This window comes from Marinomonas atlantica (assembly GCF_001639725.1).
GTDB lineage: Bacteria > Pseudomonadota > Gammaproteobacteria > Pseudomonadales > Marinomonadaceae > Marinomonas > Marinomonas atlantica.
Genome location: NZ_LTAW01000002.1, coordinates 472,957 through 495,828, shown reverse-complemented (window position 1 = coordinate 495,828; position 22,872 = coordinate 472,957). Strand labels below are relative to the sequence as shown.

Here is a 22,872-nt window from a genome sequence, read left to right as displayed (position 1 = left end):
TTATCTGATTATCTATTTTAAAGAGCGTCTGACTTCGTTACCGCTTCGTTGTTGTGAAGCGTTGTCCGTGTCAGTGGAGGCGTATAATACGCATCTGAATTTTCAGTGCAAGCGGTTTTTAAATTAATTTAATAAAAACGCATCATTCTTTTAAATAGCGCCAAATTTGATTAATAAACACACAAACAAACACCTAAACGGTCAAACATCAATCAACTTTGACCTATGTGGTTAAGCAGACGTCGTTTTTAAAACCTCACCACTCATAATATTGCTCTAGAAACGAAAAAGCCCGCTGCTTATACAATCAGCGGGCCTCTGAAGAAGAGCTTACAAAAAGCTTTCTTATAATCCGTAAGACATTAGACGCTGATAGCGACGCTCGATCAACTCTTCAGTTGAAAGCGCCTCTAACTTATCTAATACTTCAAGTACTTTTGTTTTATAACGTTCAGCCATCAAAGCAGGATCTGTATGCGCCCCACCCAGCGGCTCTTCTAGAATTGTATCAACAAAGCCCAGCTCTTGAAGACGGTCTGCAGTAATGCCCATTGCTTTTGCTGCGTCCGATGCACGCTCCGCACTCTTCCATAGAATTGAAGCACAACCTTCTGGAGAGATAACAGAATAAGTACCGTATTGAAGCATCATTAACTCATCACACACACCAATAGCCAATGCCCCACCAGAACCACCTTCACCAATAACGGTCGAAATGATTGGTGTTTTTAATCGTGACATGACAGCAAGGTTGAACGCAATCGCTTCACTTTGACCACGCTCTTCAGCGCCAATACCTGGGTAGGCTCCAGGAGTATCGATCAAAGTCACGATAGGCATATTAAAACGCTCAGCCGTTTCCATTAAGCGCAACGCTTTACGGTAGCCCTCTGGACGCGGCATGCCGAAGTTACGCATGACTTTTTCTTTAACCTCACGACCTTTTTGGTGACCTATCACCATGATTGGTCGACCTTCAAGACGAGCAATACCACCGACAATTGCACGATCGTCAGCGTAATGACGATCACCATGCATTTCTTCAAAGTCAGTAAAGACGTTTTGAATGTAGTCTAATGTGTAAGGACGCTTAGGGTGACGAGCAAGTTGAGAAACCTCCCAAGCACCTAAATTACTGAATAGGCTCTGTGTTAGAGTAATCTTCTTGTCTTCTAATCGGCTGATCTCTTCACTGATGTTAAGATCATTATCGTTACCAACTAGTCGTAACTCTTCAATTTTTTGTTCGAGCTCAGCAATTGGCTGCTCAAAAGGTAAGTAATCTAGATTCATTTTTTACACGCTGCTATTTAGTTGCCTAATATTCTACAGAAAGTTCTAGCTTCGAACATCCTATCGCGCCGCTTCATTGGCGTTACGCGAGTGAAAGAATGATAAAATGGCGCTAAGTATACACTAACTGCACATTTTGTTTACCGTATTGTTTTTGAAGTTCATGAATTAATTCATCATCAGGGCGAATTTTCCACTGCGATCCAAGCTTCACATCACCTGCCGCCTTACTGGTTTCAAACCCTATCACTACATCGCAGCCATCGCCACGGTATGGGGCAATATGGTGCGCCAACGCCTCAATTTTTTGTTTGGTAACGTCTTCTTCAAGCCAATCGATACGTAATGCTTCAACATAACGTATCCGAGCTGTTGCCATGTCTAACACATTCCGCGCCGCCACTTTTTGGCCACCACGAAATTCATCAAAACTGATTTCACCTTCCACTACAACCACTTGATCTGGGGCCAAGTATTGTTTAACGCTTTCAAATGTATCAGGAAATACGGCAACTTCAATTCGGGCTGAGCGATCATCTAGGGTGATAAACGCAATGTTGCCTCCGCGTTTACTCTTGGTAATCCGCATTTCCACAATAAGCCCCGCAATCACTTGCGTTTCTCGTTTGGGCTGCAAATCTACTATACGCTGACGTGCGAATCGACGTATTTCACTTTCATAATCGTCTATCGGATGCCCCGTCACATACAGGCCTAGCGTATCCTTTTCTCCATCTAAACGTCTACGACCATGCCATTCTTCTTGCACACCAATATCGTCATACGCATTCTCGGTTGATTCCTCAACAGCAATACCAAACAAATCGCCCATACCAGCATCTTGGCTTTTAGCACTTTGATCGGCACGCTTTAACGCTTCCGGAATACTTTCAAATAAAGTAGCGCGATTTGGTCCAATCGTATCAAATGCACCGGATCGAACTAATGCTTCCATGACACGACGATTAACACGTCGCCCTACTCGCTGGCAGAAATCAAAAATATGTTCAAAGGGACCATCTTTACGCGCCTCAACAATGGCCTCGATAGGCCCTTCGCCGACACCTTTAATCGCTCCAAGTCCGTAAACGATGACACCTTTACGGTTTACCGCAAATTTATAGACTGACTCATTCACATTCGGTAAGTCGACCACTAACTTCATGGCACGACATTCTTCCACGAAGATAACGATTTTATCGGTATTCTGCATATCGGCAGACAGTACTGCCGCCATAAACGGCGCAGGGTAATGTTGTTTCAACCAAGCAGTTTGATATGACACTAAGGCATAAGCTGCCGAGTGCGATTTGTTAAAACCGTAGCCCGCAAATTTCTCCATTAAGTCGAAGATGTTGCCGGCAAGGTCTTTATCGATGTTATTCTTCGCCGCACCTTCCATGAAGATTAAGCGCTGCTCTTGCATAACCTCCGCTTTCTTCTTACCCATCGCTCGACGCAGTAAGTCTGCACCACCGAGCGAGAATTTTGCCAGAACTTGGGCAATCTGCATTACCTGCTCTTGGTACAAGATAATTCCGTAGGTAGGCTCAAGGACAGGTTTTAGGTCTTGATGCTGATAATCAGGATGCGGGAAAGCAAGTTCGGAACGACCATGCTTACGATTAATAAAGTCATCTACCATGCCCGAACCTAACGGCCCCGGTCGATAAAGGGCTACCAAGGCGATGATATCTTCAAAGCGAGAGGGTAACAGTTTCTTAATGAGCTCTTTCATACCACGAGATTCCAGCTGGAATACCGCGGTTGTTTCAGCTCGCTGCAATAAATCGTAGGTCGCTTTATCTTCTAAATCAATTAAGGCAATGTCTAAAGGCGGCTTCCCTTGACGCTCATGGATCTCATTGATGCTTTCTAGCGCCCAATCCACGACGGTTAGTGTTTTCAAGCCTAAGAAGTCGAATTTCACCAAGCCGGCTTCTTCCACATCGTTTTTATCGTATTGCGTTACTAAGCCCGTTCCATCTTCTTCACAGTAAAGAGGAGCAAAGTCAGTCAGCTTGGTGGGTGCAATGACAACACCACCAGCATGTTTACCAAAGTTACGTACAGTACCTTCAAGTTTAAACGCCATCTCCATGACTTCGGCGGCTTCTTCATCACCTTCGATAAACTCAACCAATGCAGGTTCATCTTCCAACGCTTTTTTCAGTGTCATGCCAATTTCAAACGGAATCAGCTTGGACAGCTTATCACCCAAACTGTACGATTTCCCCTGAACACGAGCCACATCTCGTACTACCGCCTTCGCCGCCATCTGACCAAATGTAATGATCTGAGAGACGGCATTACGACCATAACGCTGGGCCACATAATCAATCACTCGATCGCGATTATCCATACAGAAGTCGATATCAAAATCCGGCATAGAGACACGCTCAGGATTCAAGAATCGCTCGAAGAGCAGATCGTATTCAAGTGGATCCAAATCGGTAATTTTAAGAACATATGCAACAAGAGAACCCGCACCAGAACCACGCCCAGGTCCCACCGGAATATCGTTATCTTTAGACCATTGAATGAAGTCCATTACGATCAGGAAGTAACCAGGAAACCCCATCTGATTAATAATATCGAGCTCAAAATTAAGACGATCTATGTACTCTTGCTTACGCGCTAAAATCCGGTCGCCGCCTTTTTTCACCAGTAATTCGAAGCGATCTTTTAAACCATTATGAGACAGCTCACGGAAGTATTCTTCCATGGTCATCCCCTCTGGCACAGGAAAATCTGGTAAGAAGTAAGTCCCTAACAGCACATCAACGTTACAACGTTTAGCAATCTCAACGGTATTTTCAAGCGCTTCTGGGAGATCCGAGAAAAGAGCTTCCATCTCTGATGCAGTTTTAAAGTACTGTTCTTCAGAGTATTTACGTTTTCGACGCGGATCATCAAGTGTTATACCATCACAAATACTGACACGTGCTTCATGCGCTTCAAAATCTTCTCGCCTTAGAAAGCGTACATCGTTGGTTGCCACAACAGGGCATTCAAACTGAGCAGCCAATGGCACGATCTGATGAATATAATCTTCTTCTCCTGGACGCAGCGTACGCACTACTTCGGCATAATAACGCCCAGGGAAAGTATCCATCCAACGCTTTAAGTACACTTCAGCTTCATCCGCTCGACCTTTTGCAAGCAAGAAACCTACATCACCAAAAACACCACCGGATAAAGCAATCACATCTTCTCTATACTCGGCCACCCATTCGCGCTTAATTACTGGTCGCCCGTCCACTTGTCCGAGCTGATAACCTTTTGAAATCACCTCAATGATGTTCTTATAGCCTTTGTTCGACATGGCCAACAGCGTCATTCGCGTTCGCTGCTCAATCTCATCATTCGCTTCAAGCATAATGTCTGCGCCACAGATCGGCTTTATACCTTTCCCCATCGCACCACTATAAAAACGAATAAATCCACAAAGGTTATTTTCATCCGTCATAGCAACCGCAGGCATTTCATTTGCTTCTGCTTGATTCACCAACCCTTTAACTTTAACAAGCCCATCAACAAGGGAAAATTCGGTGTGTACTCTGAGATGAATAAACGACGACATACAATTAACCTTCTAAGATTCTTTTAACCGGACCAAAACTACGGCGGTGCAATTCACATACACCGTACTCTTTAATCGCAGCAAGGTGTACCGCTGTTGGATAACCTTTATGCTTAGCAAACCCATAGTTTGGGTACTGATTATCTAACGCAACAATTTCACGATCACGCGTCACTTTTGCCAAAATCGACGCCGCCGCAATAGCCGCGTGTCGCGCATCCCCCTTTATGACGGCCTCAGCAGGACAGGGCAACTCTGGCGGGATACGATTGCCATCGATCAAAGCATGCTCAGCTTGGACTGGTAACGTTTCGATGGCACGTTTCATCGCTAACATACTGGCATGTAGGATATTAATATCATCAATTTCAGCAACACTTGCACGCGCAATACTGAAAGACAGTGCTTTATCACAAATTTCTGAAAATAAAGATTCGCGTTTTCTCTCTGACAATTTTTTGGAATCGTTCAAACCCACAATAGGATTATCAGGGTCAAGAATAACAGCCGCTGCAACCACATCTCCGGCTAATGGACCACGTCCCGCTTCATCAGCACCAGCCAGTAATATACCTTGATAAATTGCACTCTCAAACGGCTCAACATCAAGCATTACTAAGTTCCTTTGCGATCGCTCTTGCTGCTGCATCGCCTGCATTTTTGCGCAGCATTTCGTGCAACTCTAAAAATGTTTTGTGCATGTGTTCGTCTGTAGCAAAGTCTTTCCACTCCCCTACCAATGCGTTCGCCAATTTCACCGGATTTGCTTCATTTTGCAATAACTCAGGCACGAGTTGTTTACGTGCCAATAAATTTGGCAATGACACATAAGGTACTTTGATCATGCGCTTCATAATTGCGTAAGTCAGTTTTGTAAAGCGATAAGCTACGACCATGGGACGCTTCACCAGCATCGCTTCTAAAGCGGCGGTGCCTGAAGCCAGCATAATAGCTTCTCCTGCGGCCATAACATCGCGAGATTGGCCATCGACCACAACCGCACTAACACCAACTTCTTTAAGAATACACTCTATTTGCTGACGCCTTTCATTATTCGCGGCAGGGACTACAAATTTAGCGCTATCGACTTGTTGTTGAATGACTTTCATTGCCTCGGCAAACACAGGCATTAAACGGCTGACTTCGCCACCACGAGAACCAGGCAGGATAGCAAACCAGTTGTCTGATAGCGATAATCCTAATCGAGCACGAGCTTCTAACTTATTACTCTCCAGGGGTACCTCATCCGCTAGTGTATGACCAACACAAACCGCAGGAATCTGGTGTTGTTGATAAATTTCTAGTTCAAACGGAAAAAGTGTGAGCATTAAATCAACAGACTCTTTGATTTTAAAAATGCGCTTCTGACGCCATGCCCATACGGAAGGGCTGACATAATGAATTGTCTTAACACCTTTTAATCGTAGCTTGCGCGCCAGTGGCAAATTAAAGTCAGGCGAATCTATGCCTATAAAAGCCGATACATCTTCTTTGCGAGAATGGTTAAAGATGGCTTTACGAATGCCTAATAACTCTCTTAAGCGACCCAGCACTTCAACCAACCCCATGACAGACAGCCGCTCCATCGGGAATAAGCTATTGAAGCCTTGTGCAATCATCAACGGACCACCAATACCTTCAAATACGGCATCCGGGAACCGTAACTTTAGATGCTTAATTAGGTTAGCACCTAGAATATCCCCAGAGGCCTCACCTGCAACAATGACAAATCGCTTTTGCATAATAATCATTAACCTTCATAAAAAAACCCCGAATGAGTCGGGGTTTCTTTTCAATCAGCCAAACGCTTAACGGACTATGCCACGTTTAGACTGACGTATCGAGAGTACAAAGTCAGCCACTTCTCGTACATTGAAAATATCATTCGCTTCAATGTGGCTCAATGCTTGTTCCAATGGCATTTTTTTCAAATACACCATTTTATAAGCAGAGCGAAGTGCCTTAATCGCTTCAGCAGACATACCACGGCGACGCATGCCTTCGAAATTCATACCATGAGCTTTCGCAGGATCGCCTGACACCATCATATAACGGGGGACATCTTTTGTTACCATAGAACCCATACCACACATACTGTATGAATTCACTTGGCAGAACTGATGCACACCGGTATAGCCACCCAAGATAACAGAATCACCTACTTTTACGTGTCCCGCTAAAGCAGCATAGTTAGCAAGGATATTGTTGTCACCAACAATGCAGTCATGTCCAACATGCGTACTGGCCATAAACAAATTCCCATCACCAATCTGTGTAATCCCTTGATCTTGAATTGTGCCACGATGAATTGTTGCATTTTCTCGAATCACATTACGATCACCAATGATCAATCGAGTTGGCTCACCTTTATACTTTTTGTCCTGATTTACTTCACCAACGGAAGTAAACTGAAAAATCTCATTTTGTTGACCAATAGTCGTATGACCGTTCACAACAACATGAGATTTCAATACTGTACCTGCGCCAATCTGTACGTCGGGTCCGACAATACAGAAAGGGCCGATTTCAACATCACTGTCTAGTTCAGCTTTTGGGTCAACTATCGCAGTTGGATGTATCAACACTTATAGCTTCCTATCAGCACATAGAATGGTAGAAGAACAAACAAGCTCACCGTCAACTGTCGCTTTGACTTCAAATTTCCAAATACCACGACGCTCTGTCAAAACTTTCGCGTCTAACTGAAGGCGATCACCTGGCACCACTGGGCGCTTAAAACGAGTATTATCAGCACCAACGAAGTAGTAGATAGAACCGTCTTCAGGCGTTTTATCCATAGTTTTAAAGCCAAGGATACCAGCCGCTTGCGCCATTGCCTCAATAATTAAAACACCTGGCATTACTGGATGATCTGGGAAATGCCCGTTAAAAAACGGTTCGTTTACCGTCACATTCTTGTACGCAACAATTGACTCACCAGGTGTCAACTCTACTACACGATCAACCAATAAAAACGGGTAGCGGTGGGGTAAGTAACGGCGAATTTCATTCACATCCATCATTTATGCATTAACCTTTTGTTAAAAGCGTATTAACTTGTTTTTCCAATTTTGAAATTTGGGCAGCCATATTCTCAATTCGGCGTAAACGAGCTGCCGATTTTCGCCATTTCGGCGTCGAGTCTAAAGCTGTTCCAGAAGAGTAAGATCCAGGCGTATCAATTGAGCGAGTCACTAAACTCATCGCAGTGACATGAACATTATCAGCTAATGTAATATGTCCAGCCAATCCAGCCCCTCCTGCAATTGTGCACTTTTCACCGATAGTAGAACTGCCTGCAATGCCCACACAACCCGCGATCGCGCTATTATCACCGATTACGACGTTGTGAGCAATTTGAACTAAGTTATCAATCTTAACGCCGTTACCTATAACGGTATTTTCGATAGCACCGCAGTCAACGGTAGTATTTGCGCCAATCTCAACATCATTACCAATCAGAACGCTACCGAGTTGATGTATTTTGTTCCATTTACCGTCATTCGGTGCAAAGCCAAAACCATCAGCGCCAATAATAGAGCCACTATGTAGTATGCAACGCTCTCCAATCTTTACTTGATCATAGATCGTCACGTTACTAGCCAAACGCGAATCGTGACCTAAACGCACATGTTCCCCTATCACTGAGCCGGGACCAATAATGCAGCGTGCCCCAATTACAGAAAAAGCACCAATAGTAACATTAGGACCAATCGATGCAGCACTATCGACTTGAGCTGTTTCATGTATCACGGCTGTAGAGTGAATACGACTTGACCAACCTTGCTCTTGATGCTTAAAAAGAACCGTTACTTGAGAATAAGCAAGATAAGGGTTATTCACTACAATGGCATTACGAACATTTCTTGCATCGGCGGGGTTACGCAACAATACCGCTCCGGCATTGCATAAGGTCAGCTTACTGGCAAATTTGGGGTTCGACAAAAAGCTCAATTGCTCTTCACCAGCATAATCTAAAGACCCCAATGAGGATATTGGGTACTCAGGATCACCAAACAGTTCGCCGCCAACATGGGCGGCGATTTCAGAAAGGGTATACCCCATCCATTATTTCTCTTTATTAAGTTTATCGATCAACTCTGCCGTGATATCAACAGACTCATTCGAATAGATAGCAGCTTGACGCGAAATCACAGCATCTATATCACGTTCTTCAATAATTTCTTTAAGCGCCGCTTCTCCACGAGGCGTGAGATCTTGAATCAAGCGCTGCTCCATTTGCTGAGCCTGCTGTTGCATAGCCGATACCATTTGGCGCAACTGAGCTTGTTTCTGATTCACTTCTGCACGACGTTTTGATACTTCTTCCGAAGATAAAGTAAGTTCATCACGCTTTAATGACTCCACCATATCTTTTAATGCACGATTTTCCTGTTCTAGTCGAGCCTTCATTTGATCAACTTGCTGACGAGGTGCTTGAGCGGCTTGTTGGCCAGCGTCACTTTGAAGCAATGCTGCACGAAAATCTAAAATCGCAATTTCTGACGCCATAACCTGTGCACTCAGCATTGAGGATAGCGCGATAGTCAGTAGTCTTTTCATGTTAAATCCTTAACTTTTTAAAAGGTTGTGCCTAGCTGGAACTGGAATGCATCCGTCTCATCACCTTCTTTGTCATTTAATGTTTTTGCGATGTTAAATGACAAAGGCGCGATGGGCGTTATCCACGTCCAGTTAAAGCCAACACTGTAACGGATCTCACCAGCGTCAAACCCTTCCTCACAACTTCTGCTTCCAGAGAAACAGTTATCAGTGAATACATTACCAGCATCTAAAAAGACGGAGGTACGTACTGAACTGTGATCTTCTACCATTGGCATAGGGAAGATAATCTCTGCTGTCGCAGCAACTAGCATGTTACCGCCAATTGAATCAGTTGGGGTATCATCATTGTAGGTATTCTTAGGACCTAAAGATGAAGAACTGAAACCACGAACAGTATAAACACCACCAGCGTAATAGTTTTCAAAGAATGGCAGTCGATCAGTGTCACCATAGCCAAAACCATAGCCTGCACGCCCTTTCAAATGGAAGAGCCATAAATTATTTTCGCTTAAATTCCAATAAGCTTGTGAAAGTGCACCAATCTTGGTGTAGGTTTGATCACCCAATGGCGTTGCCACATCTAAGGTTATACGATGACTCACACCACCCGTCGGCAATAAACCACCTACAATGTCATTATCACTCCATACAACATTGGCAATTACATCATCGAACGAGTCGCCATATTGATTCAGATAATCTTGTGTCTCAAGCGATGGGTTTGCACCTAAATCTACGCCAGTATTCTTCAGTGTCACACCGAAGCTTAATCGTTGCGTATCCGTAATTGGGTAACCGAAATTAACCGACGCACCAATACGGTCTAGATCGTAATCTTCTACATCATCTTCATCGTGATCGCTAACTTGATAAAATAGGCTATAACCACGACTTACTCCATCAACTGTAAAATAAGGATTGTCGTAAGAAAGTGTTAGGTCTTTTGTCTGGTTACTACGGCTCACATTAAATGCTAACTTGTTACCCGTCCCTAAGAAATTACGCTTAGAGATCCCAAAACCCAGCACAGCCCCTTCAGACTGAGAGTAACCAACACTCGCTTGAATACTACCAGATGGCTGCTCTTCAACCGTCACTTCTAAATCAACTTGATCAACCGTGCCTGGGACAGGACGAGTATTGAGGTCAACCGTCGAGAAGAAACCCAAACGCTCTATCGCACGTCTTGAAGATTGAATTTTAGAGTGGGTAGCAAGAGCGCCTTCAAACTGTGTCATTTCGCGACGCAGCACTTCATCTTTGGTCTCTGAATTACCACTGAAGTTAATACGACGCACATAGACCTGAGGACCCGGTGCTATGTGGTAGGTAATGTCTACTTTGTGGCCAGGTAGTTTATTAGGAATAATATTTACATTGGTAAATAAATAACCATCATCACCTAACTCACCGGAAACGCTCTCCATAATCTCAGTTACTTGCTTACGCGAAAACACGTCGCCAGTTTTTTGATTAATATGCTTCCAAATACGATCTTCACTGATCGGTAGAGAGCCGCTTAAAGCAACTTCATTGATTGAGTATGACTCACCCTCTTTAACATTGACCACTACATAGACTTCACGCTTATCTGCAGATAGACTCACTTGGCTAGAAATCAACTCGTAATCTAGGTAACCGCGATCAAGATAAAAACTGCGCAATGTCTCAAGATCGCCTTGAATTTTTTGCTTTGAATATTCGTCTGCCGAACTAAATGGGTTGAAGTATCCAGTCTCAGCCGACTGGAAATTCTTAGTCAACTCGTCATCTGCAAAATCTTTGTTACCAACAATGTTGATGTGGACAATCTTTGCTGTCACACCTTCTTCTATGTCGACCTTCAAAGACACTCGATTGCGTGGAAGCTCTTCAACCTCCATATTGACCTGAGCACTGTAGCGACCCAAAGCATAGTACTGGCGCTGTAATTCTTGTTGAATCTGATTTAAGGTTTCAGGCTTGTAAAGCTCACCCTCTTCAAGTCCAGACAGACGTAATCCGCGCTGCAAGTCCTCAGTTGAAATCATATCGTTACCATCAATCTGAATTTGACCAATGGTAGGACGTTCTACAACCTTGAAGATAACTACATCATCTTCTTCAAATACATCAATATCACTGAAGTATCCCGTTGCAAAAAGATTATTAACAGCTTCATGGACTCTAGAAGAGTCATAGCCTTGGCCTTGTTGAAAGCCGATAGTCTCGAATGCGCGTGTTGGTGACATTTGCAACAATCCGTCTACACGGACGTCTGCAACGGTCTTCGCATAACTTTGAGCGCTACAAATTGCTAATACTGTGGCTACAAAGACTTTCACATATACCTCTCTACAAGCGGGCAATATCATTAAATAAAGCTACGGCCATCATTGCGAACAGCAATGATGCACCGAAACGGTAGGCAAACCCTTGAATACGTTCAGAAACAGGTTTGCGGCGCACGGCTTCTATCCCAAAAAACAGCAGATGCCCACCATCAAGCATAGGTATTGGTAACAAATTCAATACACCTAAACTGACACTTAAATACGCTAAAAATTTTAAAAACGACTGCACGCCTGAATCAGCAGACGCACTTGCAACCTTGGCAATCGTAATCGGACCTGACAAATTATCAAGAGAGATTAAGCCTTGAATCATTTTGCCGATTGACGACACTGTTAGAGCTGTCATTTTCCAAGTCTGCTGCACACCATAAACTGCTGAGCCCCAAAAGCCAAATTCACGTGTTCGAATATCATCATCGGACAATACTGGCGGCTCAACAGCTAACCCTGCAAACCCCATCACAGTCCCATTAACATCTCGAGCTTCAGGAACTAACGACAAATCAACCTGCTGACCATTTCGATCCACTACCACATAAAGAGAGGTATCGGGGTTCTGTTGAACCCAAGTCACAAAACTTTGCCAATCAGAAACCGGTTCCGCATTTATCGTTTTAACGGTATCTCCCTTGAGAAAACCTGCTTTTTCAGCAGCACCACCCGTCACAACCTCTGAAATAGTTGGTACAACCTGAGGCCGCCAAGGAATCACTCCGAACTCTGAAATTAAATTGGTTGGCTCATCTCCAACCAGCCAACGATCCAGTGTAAAGCGATCTTCACTCTCTAAACTTGCATCTGGGAATTGGTAACGAACAGTATAGGTCCCAGTCTGTCCAATCAAGTCAGCTAACGCTAAATTTACATCTTCCCAAGAGTGTGTACGCACATCATTCAATTGCGTAATTTCAGCTCCCGATTCAATTTGAGTTTGTGCTAAAGGAGAGTTTTCTGACACGCCAGCTACTTTTGGAGCAATCGCTTGAATACCCATACCAGCAACTACAGCATAAATGACAATGGCTAGAATAAAATTAGCAATAGGTCCGGCAGCAACAATGGCAATGCGCTGCCAAACCGATTTACAGTTAAACGTTTGGCCCTTTAATGCATCAGGAACATTACCTTCTCGCTCATCCAACATGCGCACATAACCGCCAAGCGGAATCATAGCAAGCGTAAACTCAGTACCACTGCGAGAGACATAGCGATAAATTGGTTTGCCAAACCCCACTGAAAATCGCAACACTTTCACACCACATAAACGAGCAATGTAATAATGACCGAACTCATGAAAAGTAATCAGTACACCAAGCGCGATAACGATGGATAATATATTTTGTAGCATGTTACTCAAACTCCGAAGCAATCAACTGATTGGCCAGTACTCGTGCCTCATGATCGGCAATGAATACGGTTTCCAAATCATTGACCACTTTCGTATCAGAGCGTTCCAAAGCCCGCTCATTTATACGAGCAATATCCAAGAAAGATATTTTTTCTTTTAGGAAAGCATCCACGGCAATCTCGTTCGCTGCGTTTAGCACAGCCATTGCCGTACCACCTGCATACCAAGCCTCACTGGCCAACCTCAAATTGGGAAAGCGTTTTAGATCCGGGGCCTCAAAATTCAGCTGGGCTAAACGATAAAAATCTAACGGCTCAACCCCAGTGTCAACACGCGCAGGCCAAGTCATGCCGTAAGCAATCGGTATTTTCATATCTGGGTTGCCCATTTGAGCTATAACGGACCCATCTTTATAGGAGATCATTGAATGAATAATGCTTTCAGGATGAACTACCACTTGCACATCATCAGGTGTCACATCAAACAACCAACAGGCCTCAATCAGCTCCAGTCCCTTATTCATAAGACTCGCAGAATCAACAGAAATCTTTTGCCCCATGGACCAATTAGGATGAGCACAAGCTTCAGCAGGGGTTACAGAAGCCATCTGTTCAGCGCTAAAGGTTCTAAACGGTCCTCCTGAAGCAGTCAACAGTATACGGGAAACATCGCGTTTGCTGGCACCAGCATCAGTTTGTGGCAAACATTGAAAAATAGCATTATGCTCGCTATCAATTGGCATTAAAGTCACATTATGACGAGCCACCTCTTCCATAAATAAGCGACCAGCTGTAACAAGACTTTCCTTGTTGGCCAACAACACTCGCTTACTCGCACGAATAGCAGCGAGAGTCGGGCGCAATCCAGCAAACCCCATGATAGCGGCCATCACCTGATCACAGCCATTACTAGCAATGTTTTCCATTGCTTCATGCCCCCACTCAAATTGAGTCGGCAACCCCAAGCAACGTTGAGCCAATGCATCTCTTGCTTGCTCAGACCCCATTACCGCACGTTCAGGTTTAAATTGTTGACAAATTTCAGCCATTCGGTCAACACTCGTATTTGCTGCAACACTAACTAACCTAAACTGCTCTGGATATTGAGCGATCACATCCAATGTACTGGTGCCAATAGAACCGGTTGCACCCAGAAGACAAATTTTCTGCATTAGACCCAACCCACAAGACAAAGAAGCAATACATAAATTGGTGCAGCCGAAGTCAAGCTATCAACTCGATCCATCACACCACCATGACCTGGTATCAGTTGACTGGAGTCTTTAACGCCCTCATGACGCTTAAACATACTTTCTGTCAAATCCCCTAAAACAGAAGTCATAACCGTGACAAGAGCCAACATACTAAGAGCTAACCAATTAAAATCACTGTACACAGCGAATATTGCAATACCAACTTGCGTTAACACTACTCCACCAATAACGCCTTCCCAAGATTTACCAGGAGAAACCGCAGGCGCTAATTTACGCTTACCAAATGCCTTACCTGAAAAGTACGCACCAGAATCTGCCCCCCAGATAAGCCCCATAAGTAGTAAAATCCACCACACAAAATCACTGGATTCACGCAGGACAACCAACGAACACCAAGTCGTCAATAAAACCAACAAACCAAATAACATTCGAGCAAAGCGAGATTGCCATCCCTTTTCATCTGGATAACTAATCACCCAAAACAGAGCGATTAACCAAAGCACCGGCACTACTATTAATAAAACTCGCTGTAATTCAAACAATGCAGCGCCATAACATAACGTCACGATGAGACCAGCATAAGAAATTCGACCTTGCTGTCTCTTCAGGCCAGATAAACGGGCCCATTCCCAGCCAGCCAGTAACACGACACCACCCATAGCAAACTGAAAGCTAGATGGCTCTAGAACAAACACCGCACATATAAACAACAGCGCCATCACGATCGCGCTAAGAACTCTTGGTAAAAGCATATAAACTACCGGCCACCGTATCGGCGTTGACGTTGTTGGTAAATAGACAAAGCTTCTTTAAGGCATTCGCCATCAAAATCTGGCCAGAGCACTGGCATAAATACAAACTCAGCATAAGCAAGTTGCCACAGCAAAAAATTACTGACCCGCTCTTCGCCTGAAGTGCGAATAATAAGATCCAATTCAGGCAAACCTGCCAAACATATGTGCTGCCCTAAACGCTCTTCTGTAACTTCATCAGGCAACAATTCACCGTTTGCTACTTGCTGAGCCAGCTTTTTAGCGGCTTGAGCAATATCCCAGCGACCTCCATAGTTTGCAGCAATGGCGAGCACCATACCTTGATTGTTGGCAGTTGCCTCTTCTGACAATGCAATTTGCTCTTGAAGGGTTTTACTGAAGCCAGTTTTATCCCCAACCACAACAAGTCGAATGGAGTGTTCATTCAAGCGCTTCGCTTCTTTTTTCAAAGAACGCATAAAGAGTGACATCAAGCCATCAATTTCAGCCTGTGGTCGCCTCCAGTTCTCGCTTGAAAAAGCAAATAAGGTCAACACTTTAACACCACTGAGTGCAGCAGACTCAACCGTTTTACGAACGGCAGCCGCACCGGCCCTATGCCCTGCAATACTTGGTAAGTGCTTTTTTTTCGCCCAGCGATTATTGCCATCCATAATAATGGCGACGTGAGCAGGAACAGATTGGCCATCAATGACCAACATTTGGTTCGACATAGAATTACCTAGTCAGAAAAAAGGCAAGCGCACTGCGCCTGCCCTCTTACTTAGATTTCCATTAGATCTTTTTCTTTGGCAGCCAAGCGCTCTTCAATTTGAGCAACATACTTGTCTGTCAATTTTTGAACTTGATCTTGACCACGACGCTCTTCGTCTTCAGAAATCTCTTTTTCTTTTACTAGGTCTTTTAAACTATTGTTTGCATCACGGCGGATATTACGAATTGCAATACGACCGTTTTCAGCTTCAGACTTAGCTTGTTTGAAATAGTTTCCGCGAGTCTCTTCTGTTAGAGCTGGCAAAGGAATACGAATCAAACTACCTGTAGAAGATGGATTCAGACCCAAATCTGATTTCATGATTGCCTTTTCAATTTCAGACACCATGTTACCTTCCCAAGGAGAAACCCCTAATGTACGGGCATCTTCAACCGTAATGTTCGCTACTTGACTTAGCGGCGTATCGCTACCGTAGTAGTTCACTCTGACAGAATCTAAAAGGCTTGGGTGCGCGCGACCTGTACGAATCTTTTTAAAGGAGTTATCAACAGCAACGATTGCCTTACCCATGCGCTCTTCCGCATCTTTTAAAATCTCGTTAATCATTATTTCCTCACTTAATAACGGTACCTTCGTCACCACCGGTCATGACGTTAATCAGAGCCCCTGGCTTGTTCATATTAAATACTCGAACTGGCATTTGGTGATCACGTGTCAAGCAAATAGCGGTTAAATCCATGACACCTAACTGTTTTTCCAAAACCTCATCGAAAGTTAATGTATCATATTTAACAGCGTTTTGATCCTTCATTGGATCCGCAGAATAGACACCATCAACTTTTGTTGCTTTCAGCACGACATCCGCATCGATCTCAATACCGCGCAAACACGCAGCAGAGTCTGTTGTAAAGAATGGATTACCTGTACCGGCAGAAAAAATAACAACATCACCATCTTTAAGATGACGCATCGCACGACGTCGATCGTACGGCTCAACTATGCCTGTCATAGTGATAGCAGACATTACACGCGTAGAAATGTTGGCGCGCTCTAACGCATCTCGCATCGCCAGCGAATTCATCACCGTTGCCAACATCCCCATATGGTCACCAGTCACTCGATCCATTCCCGCCTGACTCAAAGCCTGACCACGAAATAAGTTACCACCACCGATGACAATCCCTACTTCAACACCGATACCACGCAACTGGCCAATCTCTAGCGCAATTCGACTTAACACTTTTGGATCGATACCAAAGGTTTCATCGCCCTGTAGCGCTTCGCCACTTAATTTCAACAAAATGCGTCTGTATTTTGGATTCGTTTCTTTAGGCATTAGAACCTCCGGTAATGGTGAGAAGCCTGTATGAGATCAAATCTATCTCAAAAGGTTATTCATAAAAAGGGGCAGTCAAACTGCCCCTTATTTGCACTAAAAACTTATTAGCTATTAACCTTTAAGTTGTGCAGCAACCTCAGCAGCGAAGTCAGTCTCTTCAACTTCAATGCCTTCACCTACTTCTAGGCGAGCAAAAGAAGCAATTTTAGCACCAGCGTCTTTCGCTAGTTGACCAACTTTGATTTCTGGGTTTTTAACAAACGCTTGCTCTTCTAAGCTGTTTTCAGCCAAGAATTTCTTGATACGACCGCCAATCATTTTCTCAACGATTTCAGCTGGCTTACCAGCCATATCTGGTTGAGCTCGAATGATTTCTTCTTCTTTCTCAAGAACTTCAGCAGGCATATCTTCACCACGAACAACACGCGGAGAAACAGCTGTTGCGTGCATAGCGATATCTTTCGCTAGCTCATCACTGCCGCCTTCTAGTTGAACCAGTGCAGCAATTTGACCATTACTATGCAGGTAACCAGAAACAACATCACCCTCAACAACTACTGCGCGACGAGGTGTGATGTTTTCACCAATTTTCTGAACAAGTGCTTCACGTGCTTCTAGCAACTCACCAGAAATCAATACCGCCATGTCCGTTTCTTTTGTTGCAAAAACAGCGTCTGCTACTTTGTTAGAGAAAGTCAAGAAACCTTCATCACGTGAAGCGAAGTCAGTTTCAGAGTTAATTTCAACCAACACACCGTAAGAGTTATCATCAGCAACTTTCATGATGATGGTACCTTCAGCTGCAGTACGGCCCGCTTTTTTAGCGGCTTTCATGCCACTAGACTTACGTAATTCTTCGATTGCTACTTCAATATCACCACCAGCGGCTGTAAGTGCTTTTTTACACTCCATCATGCCAAGACCAGTACGCTCACGTAGCTCTTTTACCATTGCTGCAGATACTGCGGCCATGTTAACTCCCCTTGTACGATAACAATTTTAAAAAAGGGAGAGAGTCGCCCCTCTCCCTTGATCAGTAAGACCAGATAAGATCCGTAAAATTACGCTTCAGCGGCGTCGTTTACTTCAACAAACTCATCAGCAGTACCTGCTGCAGCTGCACGACCTTCTAGAGACGCATCAGCGAAAGCAGAAACGTACAGTTGAACTGCACGGATAGCATCATCGTTTGCAGGGATAACGTAATCAACACCATCTGGATTGCTGTTTGTATCAACGATACCGATAACAGGGATACCTAGCTTGTTAGCTTCTTTAATAGCGATTCGCTCGTGGTCAACGTCTACAACGAAAAGTACGTCAGGTAGACCACCCATATCCTTGATACCACCTAGAGAACGCTCTAGCTTTTCAAGCTCACGAGTACGTACAAGTGCTTCTTTCTTAGTAAGCTTCTCGAACGTACCATCAGCTTGTTGACCTTCAAGATCACGTAGGCGCTTAATAGAAGTACGGATTGTTTTGTAGTTTGTAAGCATACCGCCTAACCAACGGTGGTTAACGTATGGCATGCTTGCGCGAGACGCTTCTTCAGCAATAGATTTAGCTGCTGCACGCTTAGTACCAACAAACAATACCTTGTTCTTGTTCTCAGCCATTTTCTTAACAAGCGCTAGCGCATCATTAAGAGCAGGAACTGTGTGCTCAAGGTTGATGATATGGATCTTGTTACGAGCACCAAAAATGAATGGCTTCATTTTTGGGTTCCAGTAACGAGTTTGGTGACCGAAGTGTGAACCAACTTGAAGCAGATCGCGCATTGAAACTGTAGGCATTTTAATATCCTTTATATTTGGGTTAAGTTAACTTGCTAGTCCTAACCTCTCAGCCTTTTGAAATTTAAAGCAATTTCAGGCACCCCAGAGACGCTATTTTTAATTAGACAACAAGGTCGTTAATTTAGTTAGTTTTAACTTATCTCTTATCAAAAGAAATAAGCCGCAGTTTTATACCATAAAAGCATGATTTTCAAAAGCAGATATTCACCAAACAGCAGACCTTTGTTCATGATTTTTTCTTAAGTCAGGGCGAATAACCGAGTTAAGTCATGTAGAATATGTACATCCTTAAGGCTAGTAAATATTTAAGACAGTTTTATTATGAGCAACGAAATTCTGCAAAAAGTAAAAGAGTTAACGAAAGATGGCCGTGCCGACGTCCCAGAATGGACACCACGCCCAAGCGCAACGCGCTTCAATGACATCAGCGATATTGAAGGAATGCGAACCGCAGGTCGCTTAGCAGGCGAAGTTTTAACCATGCTTGAACCATTTGTTGTGCCAGGCGTTACTACAGATGAACTGGACATCATTGCGCACAATTATATTGTATCCGAACAAGGCGCTATTCCTGCACCACTGAATTACCATGGCTTCCCTAAATCATGCTGTACTTCTGTAAACGATGTAATTTGTCACGGTATTCCAAATGACAAACCTTTAAAGAAGGGCGATGCGGTTAACATCGACATCACCATCATTAAAGATGGTTATTATGGCGACACTAGCAAAATGTTTTTTGCCGGCCCTGCACCAGCACACGCTGAACGCCTATGTGAAATCACTCAACAAAGTCTTTACCGAGCAATAAAGATGGTTAAACCAGGCGTACGACTTGGCGATATTGGCGCAGCCATTTCTGAATTTGCGCACAAAAACCACTACTCGGTTGTAGAAGAGTACTGCGGTCACGGTATTGGAACCACCTTCCATGGCGAACCACAAGTTGCACATTACGGACGTTCCGGTACAGGTGTTGTTCTAGAAGAAGGCATGACTTTTACTATCGAACCGATGATCAATGCAGGCAAAAAACAAGTTAAACACTCTGGCCCTGATGGCTGGATTGCCAAAACAAAAGATGGTCGTCTATCAGCGCAATACGAACATACACTGTTAGTTACAGCAGACGGTGTTGAAGTATTAACGCTACGCCCAGACGATACGCTTTAAACGACTCACACAAGTAGTGCAACCAAAGAGGCCTGTATGGACTTTCCAGCTTTTCCTGATGCCCCACCTTTGTTTAGCCAAGCCGAAAAGCAAGAACTGGCATCTTCGAACACCAGTGCTAGACGGTTTCGAGAACTCTTAAATGAGAAAACAAAGGCGTATAATGACTTATTTCACGATTTATACCCTATCGAAAAGCTCGTCAAAGGCCTCTCTAGCTTGTATGACGAAGTGATGCAAGCTGCTTGGTTGCGCGCCGGTTTAGATTTAGAACAAGACGTTGCTATGGTCGCAGTGGGTGGTTACGGGCGCAGTGAGCTACACCCTAAGTCAGACATTGATTTATTGATCTTACTTCGTGATGACAGCAAACCTAAAACAGAAAAGATAGAAGCGTTTATCACTTTTCTTTGGGATCTCAAACTGGATGTAGGCCACGCAGTACGAACGGTAAGTGAGTGCGCTGAATTAGCTGCCAGTGACATCACAGTTATTACTAATCTCATTGAATCACGCACTCTTTATGGCTCCCCAGAACTACGAGCCAATTTGAAGCTAAAAATCGATGTTAATCAAATGTGGGATGGTGAAACATTCTATCGCGCAAAATTGGCAGAACAAGAAGCCCGTCACGCTAAATATCAAAACACTGCCTACAACCTTGAGCCCAATCTAAAAGAATGCCCCGGCGGCCTTCGCGATATGCAGATGATCGATTGGGTTGCAAAGCGCCACCTACACACAAATCGACTCAGTGCACTGATCGACAAAGAGTTCTTATCTGACGATGAATATACCCAGCTCAAAGGCGCCGTCTCACACCTTTGGCGCATTCGTTGGGCACTGCACACGATTGTAGGTCGTAAAGAAGACCGCTTATTGTTTGACCATCAACGAACGCTTGCCAAAGAGTTTGGTTTTGACGACGAAGACCTTAAACGCAATGTTGAGCGTTTTATGCAAGGTTACTACCAGAGCGTAGCAGCAATTCAGCAGCTTAATGATCTATTATTACAGCATTTCGAAGAGTCTTTTCTATGCTTTGAAGAAGAACCTGAAATCGAAGTCATCAACAAACGCTTCCAAGTCACGAATGGTCAATTGGAAATTTGTTCTACTGAGGTGTTTCAAGAAACGCCATCAGCGATGTTGGAAATGTATAAGATCATGGGAGATCGAAGTGACATCAAAGGCATTCGAGCCAATACGATGCGCGCACTTCGTGACAACTTAGAAGCCGTTGATGAAGACTACCGCAACAACCCGATCAACACAGCTCTGTTTTTGGATATTATCGCCAGCCGTCATCGCATGACCACCGTCCTTCGTTCAATGAAACACATTGGGTTGCTAGGGCGCTATTTACCTGAATTCGGTGCCATCATCGGTCAGATGCAGCACGACCTATTCCATATCTATACGGTGGATGCCCACACCTTACATTTGGTAGAAAACCTACGCCGATTCTTATTACCTGAAAGTCGCGCCATATTTCCTATTTCTTCCCAAGCCATCCGTCACATTGCAAAAGTTGAGCTGCTCTATATTGCTGGTTTATATCATGACATTGGCAAAGGCCGTGGCGGAGACCATTCCGAACTTGGCTGTGTCGATGCACGTGAATTTTGTGAACGACACGGCTTAAGTAAACATGAAACCAGTTTAATTGAGTGGCTAGTTCGTCACCACCTACTCATGTCGGTAACTGCACAGCGAAAAGATATATCGGACCCCGAGGTGATATGGGAATTTGCTAGTATCGTTAAAAATCAAGAACGGCTGGATTACCTATTTCTATTAACCGTTGCAGACATTAATGCCACTAATCCAAGTATGTGGAACAGCTGGCGCGCCTCTCTAATGCGCCAACTTTACCTGGAAACTAAACGAGCATTACGTCGCGGCTTAGACTCGCCAATTGATGCTGATATGCAAAGCGACGAGCACAAACAACGCGCACTTGAAATTCTCATAGAACGTAACGCTGACATTATGGAAGCGGAGAACATCTGGGCAGACATTGAAGAAGAATACTTCATTCGCTCTAGTGGCGAAGAGATTGCTTGGAATACCGAAGCCATCCTCAACCATCGACCTAGCACAAAACCTTTGGTAGAAATCAGTCCACTTGGTGGTCGAAATTTCTCTGGCGCCAGCAAGGTGTTTATCTACACTCCAAATGCCAGCCATCTGTTCGCTGTTACGGCAGCACTCTTTGAACAAATGGGCCTGACCATTCTCGATGCGAAAATTAACAGTACGTCCTACAACTATACACTTGACACCTTTGTAGTAATGGAAAGCGCAGAAAATTGCGACACAGATCTCCATTTAGACCACAGCCGCATTGAATTAATGAAAAAAACCCTTATTGAGCAACTAGACTCTCCATCTTTATACGAGAGCGTCGTAAAACGCTTTACCCCGCGCCTCTTAAAAATATTCAATGCGCCCTCTACTGTGCATTTTGTCAGCCAGCCTGAAGAGGTTTGGTCTGCAGTAGAAGTCACCGCTCCTGATCGACCAGGTCTGCTTGCTTTAATTGGTCAGTTCTTTATGGAGCATAATTTAATGTTACATAAGGCGAAAGTTGCCACTCTTGGAGAGCGTGTAGAAGATACCTTCTATATCACCGAAGAGAACGGCGATCTGATTACTGGTAGTGCACGCATGAAATATATTGGCGACGCCCTTAAATACAGCATTGACCGATTTTCACAAGCTACGGAACAATAAA

19 protein-coding genes are annotated in these 22,872 nt (G+C 44.1%); 2 read left to right on the top strand and 17 right to left on the bottom strand.

Annotation, left to right across the window (positions count from 1 at the left end; genetic code table 11):
• Nucleotides 1-345: 345 nt before the first annotated feature.
• From accA to rpsB, 17 genes are all read right to left on the bottom strand, one after another.
• The gene (accA, locus tag AYW75_RS05170; protein ID WP_067096340.1) at nucleotides 346-1,293 is read right to left on the bottom strand and encodes an acetyl-CoA carboxylase carboxyl transferase subunit alpha; all 948 of its coding nucleotides are present in this window, start codon (nucleotides 1,291-1,293) and stop codon (nucleotides 346-348) included.
• A gap of 112 nt (nucleotides 1,294-1,405) precedes the next feature.
• On the bottom strand, nucleotides 1,406-4,876 hold the full coding sequence (gene dnaE, locus AYW75_RS05165) for a DNA polymerase III subunit alpha (protein WP_067096338.1): 3,471 nt from the start codon (nucleotides 4,874-4,876) through the stop codon (nucleotides 1,406-1,408).
• Nucleotides 4,877-4,880: 4 nt separating this feature from the next.
• Entirely contained in the window at nucleotides 4,881-5,489 is a 609-nt protein-coding gene (rnhB, locus tag AYW75_RS05160) for a ribonuclease HII (RefSeq protein WP_231886142.1), read from the bottom strand.
• Entirely contained in the window at nucleotides 5,482-6,618 is a 1,137-nt protein-coding gene (gene lpxB / locus AYW75_RS05155) for a lipid-A-disaccharide synthase (RefSeq protein ID WP_067096417.1), read from the bottom strand. Before lpxB ends, rnhB begins: the two co-directional genes overlap by 8 nt.
• A gap of 66 nt (nucleotides 6,619-6,684) precedes the next feature.
• Nucleotides 6,685-7,461: an acyl-ACP--UDP-N-acetylglucosamine O-acyltransferase gene (gene lpxA / locus AYW75_RS05150; RefSeq protein ID WP_197478901.1), complete on the bottom strand. Its 777-nt coding sequence runs from the start codon at nucleotides 7,459-7,461 to the stop codon at nucleotides 6,685-6,687.
• Nucleotides 7,462-7,899: a 3-hydroxyacyl-ACP dehydratase FabZ gene (gene fabZ / locus AYW75_RS05145; protein ID WP_067096335.1), complete on the bottom strand. Its 438-nt coding sequence runs from the start codon at nucleotides 7,897-7,899 to the stop codon at nucleotides 7,462-7,464.
• Between the two features lie 7 nt (nucleotides 7,900-7,906).
• Nucleotides 7,907-8,941, bottom strand: a complete 1,035-nt coding sequence (gene lpxD / locus AYW75_RS05140; RefSeq protein WP_067096332.1) for a UDP-3-O-(3-hydroxymyristoyl)glucosamine N-acyltransferase — start codon at nucleotides 8,939-8,941, stop codon at nucleotides 7,907-7,909.
• Nucleotides 8,942-8,944: 3 nt separating this feature from the next.
• Nucleotides 8,945-9,439: an OmpH family outer membrane protein gene (locus tag AYW75_RS05135; RefSeq protein ID WP_067096328.1), complete on the bottom strand. Its 495-nt coding sequence runs from the start codon at nucleotides 9,437-9,439 to the stop codon at nucleotides 8,945-8,947.
• Between the two features lie 17 nt (nucleotides 9,440-9,456).
• Nucleotides 9,457-11,766 (bottom strand): outer membrane protein assembly factor BamA, encoded by a 2,310-nt coding sequence (gene bamA / locus AYW75_RS05130; protein ID WP_231886141.1) that lies wholly within the window; start codon nucleotides 11,764-11,766, stop codon nucleotides 9,457-9,459.
• Nucleotides 11,767-11,776: 10 nt separating this feature from the next.
• A complete protein-coding gene (gene rseP, locus AYW75_RS05125; protein WP_067096320.1) occupies nucleotides 11,777-13,123 on the bottom strand; it encodes an RIP metalloprotease RseP in 1,347 nt (448 codons plus the stop codon).
• A 1-nt stretch (nucleotide 13,124) separates the two neighbouring features.
• Complete coding sequence (gene ispC / locus AYW75_RS05120; protein ID WP_067096317.1) at nucleotides 13,125-14,294, bottom strand: 1-deoxy-D-xylulose-5-phosphate reductoisomerase; 1,170 nt, start codon at nucleotides 14,292-14,294, stop codon at nucleotides 13,125-13,127.
• Nucleotides 14,294-15,088 carry a phosphatidate cytidylyltransferase gene (locus AYW75_RS05115; RefSeq protein ID WP_067096314.1) on the bottom strand — a complete coding sequence of 265 codons (795 nt, stop codon included), beginning with the start codon at nucleotides 15,086-15,088 and terminating at the stop codon, nucleotides 14,294-14,296. Before AYW75_RS05115 ends, ispC begins: the two co-directional genes overlap by 1 nt.
• A gap of 5 nt (nucleotides 15,089-15,093) precedes the next feature.
• Nucleotides 15,094-15,822 carry a polyprenyl diphosphate synthase gene (gene uppS / locus AYW75_RS05110; protein WP_067096311.1) on the bottom strand — a complete coding sequence of 243 codons (729 nt, stop codon included), beginning with the start codon at nucleotides 15,820-15,822 and terminating at the stop codon, nucleotides 15,094-15,096.
• A gap of 50 nt (nucleotides 15,823-15,872) precedes the next feature.
• The gene (frr, locus tag AYW75_RS05105; RefSeq protein ID WP_067096308.1) at nucleotides 15,873-16,430 is read right to left on the bottom strand and encodes a ribosome recycling factor; all 558 of its coding nucleotides are present in this window, start codon (nucleotides 16,428-16,430) and stop codon (nucleotides 15,873-15,875) included.
• A gap of 7 nt (nucleotides 16,431-16,437) precedes the next feature.
• On the bottom strand, nucleotides 16,438-17,160 hold the full coding sequence (gene pyrH, locus AYW75_RS05100) for a UMP kinase (protein WP_067096304.1): 723 nt from the start codon (nucleotides 17,158-17,160) through the stop codon (nucleotides 16,438-16,440).
• Nucleotides 17,161-17,274: 114 nt separating this feature from the next.
• Entirely contained in the window at nucleotides 17,275-18,135 is an 861-nt protein-coding gene (gene tsf, locus AYW75_RS05095; RefSeq protein ID WP_067096301.1) for a translation elongation factor Ts, read from the bottom strand.
• Between the two features lie 89 nt (nucleotides 18,136-18,224).
• The gene (gene rpsB / locus AYW75_RS05090) at nucleotides 18,225-18,959 is read right to left on the bottom strand and encodes a 30S ribosomal protein S2 (RefSeq protein ID WP_067096298.1); all 735 of its coding nucleotides are present in this window, start codon (nucleotides 18,957-18,959) and stop codon (nucleotides 18,225-18,227) included.
• A 324-nt stretch (nucleotides 18,960-19,283) separates the two neighbouring features.
• Here rpsB and map point away from each other — a divergent pair, with 324 nt between their 5' ends.
• Nucleotides 19,284-20,135, top strand: a complete 852-nt coding sequence (gene map, locus AYW75_RS05085; RefSeq protein ID WP_082856397.1) for a type I methionyl aminopeptidase — start codon at nucleotides 19,284-19,286, stop codon at nucleotides 20,133-20,135.
• Between the two features lie 36 nt (nucleotides 20,136-20,171).
• Nucleotides 20,172-22,871 carry a [protein-PII] uridylyltransferase gene (gene glnD, locus AYW75_RS05080; RefSeq protein WP_067096296.1) on the top strand — a complete coding sequence of 900 codons (2,700 nt, stop codon included), beginning with the start codon at nucleotides 20,172-20,174 and terminating at the stop codon, nucleotides 22,869-22,871.
• Nucleotide 22,872: the final 1 nt, after the last annotated feature.

Coding starts and splice junctions, on each gene's coding strand:
- rseP (WP_067096320.1), bottom strand. CDS start 13,123: ATGCTACAAAATATATTATCCATCGTTATCGCGCTTGGTGTACTGATT.
- tsf (WP_067096301.1), bottom strand. CDS start 18,135: ATGGCCGCAGTATCTGCAGCAATGGTAAAAGAGCTACGTGAGCGTACT.
- map (WP_082856397.1), top strand. CDS start 19,284: ATGAGCAACGAAATTCTGCAAAAAGTAAAAGAGTTAACGAAAGATGGC.
- pyrH (WP_067096304.1), bottom strand. CDS start 17,160: ATGCCTAAAGAAACGAATCCAAAATACAGACGCATTTTGTTGAAATTA.
- AYW75_RS05115 (WP_067096314.1), bottom strand. CDS start 15,088: ATGCTTTTACCAAGAGTTCTTAGCGCGATCGTGATGGCGCTGTTGTTT.
- uppS (WP_067096311.1), bottom strand. CDS start 15,822: ATGTCGAACCAAATGTTGGTCATTGATGGCCAATCTGTTCCTGCTCAC.
- rpsB (WP_067096298.1), bottom strand. CDS start 18,959: ATGCCTACAGTTTCAATGCGCGATCTGCTTCAAGTTGGTTCACACTTC.
- frr (WP_067096308.1), bottom strand. CDS start 16,430: ATGATTAACGAGATTTTAAAAGATGCGGAAGAGCGCATGGGTAAGGCA.
- lpxB (WP_067096417.1), bottom strand. CDS start 6,618: ATGCAAAAGCGATTTGTCATTGTTGCAGGTGAGGCCTCTGGGGATATT.
- rnhB (WP_231886142.1), bottom strand. CDS start 5,489: ATGCTTGATGTTGAGCCGTTTGAGAGTGCAATTTATCAAGGTATATTA.
- AYW75_RS05135 (WP_067096328.1), bottom strand. CDS start 9,439: ATGAAAAGACTACTGACTATCGCGCTATCCTCAATGCTGAGTGCACAG.
- fabZ (WP_067096335.1), bottom strand. CDS start 7,899: ATGATGGATGTGAATGAAATTCGCCGTTACTTACCCCACCGCTACCCG.
- lpxD (WP_067096332.1), bottom strand. CDS start 8,941: ATGGGGTATACCCTTTCTGAAATCGCCGCCCATGTTGGCGGCGAACTG.
- accA (WP_067096340.1), bottom strand. CDS start 1,293: ATGAATCTAGATTACTTACCTTTTGAGCAGCCAATTGCTGAGCTCGAA.
- ispC (WP_067096317.1), bottom strand. CDS start 14,294: ATGCAGAAAATTTGTCTTCTGGGTGCAACCGGTTCTATTGGCACCAGT.
- dnaE (WP_067096338.1), bottom strand. CDS start 4,876: ATGTCGTCGTTTATTCATCTCAGAGTACACACCGAATTTTCCCTTGTT.
- glnD (WP_067096296.1), top strand. CDS start 20,172: ATGGACTTTCCAGCTTTTCCTGATGCCCCACCTTTGTTTAGCCAAGCC.